This is a genomic window from Mesorhizobium sp. M7A.F.Ca.AU.002.02.1.1 (genome assembly GCF_003998535.1).
GTDB lineage: Bacteria > Pseudomonadota > Alphaproteobacteria > Rhizobiales > Rhizobiaceae > Mesorhizobium > Mesorhizobium ciceri.
Genome location: NZ_RZPB01001147.1, coordinates 1 through 1379 on the forward strand (window position 1 = coordinate 1; position 1379 = coordinate 1379).

The window sequence follows — 1379 nt, forward strand, 5'->3', positions numbered from 1 at the left end:
CCGTAAGCTTGTGTCCGCGGCCTATTGCTGGACCAGATTGTTGAACTTCTCCGTCGCCTCGACCAGATTGTCGCGCCAGAACTCGGCGTCCTGCAGCACCTGTTTCTTGACGTTTTCGGGCGCCGAATTGATGTCCTTGATCCTGTCCTGCGGGATCTTGCCGGTCTCGAAAGCCTTCTCGTTTACTGGGCCATTGTCGACGTAGAGCGGCAGATTGGCCTGCAGCTGCGGGCTGACGAACATCGCAAGCGCCTTCATCGCGGCTTCCTTGTTCTTGGCACCCTTGGGGATGACCATGCAGTCGGCGGTCAGCACGCCCTGGTCGAAGGAGAAGCTGACCGGCGCGCCTTCCTTCTTCAAGGTGCCGGCACGGCCGTTCCAGATGCTCGCCATGTCGACTTCGCCATCCTTGACCAATTGCATGGCCTGAGCGCCGGAGGTCCACCAGGCGTCGACATGGCCACGGATCTTGTCGACGGATTTCAGCGCGCCGTCGACATCCACGGGATAGACCTTGTCGATCGGCAGGCCCGAGGCGAGAGCCGCGACGCTCAGCGTTTCGGTCGCCTGGCTGCCGCTCAACGCGCGCCGTCCCGGAAACTTTTCCACGTTCCAGAAGTCGGCCCAGGTCTTGGGGCCTTTGTCGCCGAACACATCGGTCCGGTAGATCAGCACGACGGAGGTGTAGGAAATGCCGACCCAGTCATCATGGACAAGCTTCGGATTGATGCCGCTCTTGTCGATAATGCCGTAGTCGAGCTTCTCGAACAGCCCTTCCTTCGAGCCGCGTGCGCATTCGTCGGCGCCAAGCTCGGTGATGTCCCATTTCACCGCATTGCCGGTTACCTGCAGCCGTACGTCGTCGAGGCCGTTGGTGGTGTCCTCCTTGATGGTGATGCCGAGCGCGTCGGCGGTCGGCTTGAAGAACGCCTTGGTCTGCGCTTCCTGGTAGGTGCCGCCCCACGAGGCGACGGTGATGGTGTCGCCCGCCATTGCGGGGGCCGCGAGGGAGGCCATGAGGCCCGCCATCGCAACGATACTAACGCTTCTGGTCCTGTTCATTTTTTCGGCTCTCCACCGGTGTTCCCATTGTTTTTGATTTCGCATTCTATTTTGTATACAATTTTGAGTGTAGCTTGGGGATCAGCGATGTCAACACCGATCGGCGCGCCTGGGGCCGTCAACCCGGGCTGGGAGATGGGGCGCCGGGGCGTGGCAAACCGCGCCGACTTTGAATACAGCTATGCATGAGAACATATGCCGGCGGAAAGACCGGAGAACTGGAAACGGAACTTGGCCAAGGAAACCAAAAACACGCTGCGCGACTCGGTCTATTCCGCGCTCAAGGCGATGATCGTGACCGGCCAGATTCCGCCGGG

The 1379-nt window shown here is 60.5% G+C and carries 1 protein-coding gene; it reads right to left on the minus strand.

Going from position 1 to position 1379, the window contains the following annotated elements:
• Nucleotides 1-21: 21 nt before the first annotated feature.
• Nucleotides 22-1062, minus strand: coding sequence for an ABC transporter substrate-binding protein (locus tag EN879_RS35935; protein WP_024502105.1), 1041 nt, complete (start codon nucleotides 1060-1062; stop codon nucleotides 22-24).
• Nucleotides 1063-1379 lie beyond the last annotated feature (317 nt).

What these genes read in the sequence shown, in the direction of transcription:
- EN879_RS35935 (WP_024502105.1), bottom strand. Translation starts at nt 1,062, where the DNA reads ATGAACAGGACCAGAAGCGTTAGTATCGTTGCGATGGCGGGCCTCATG.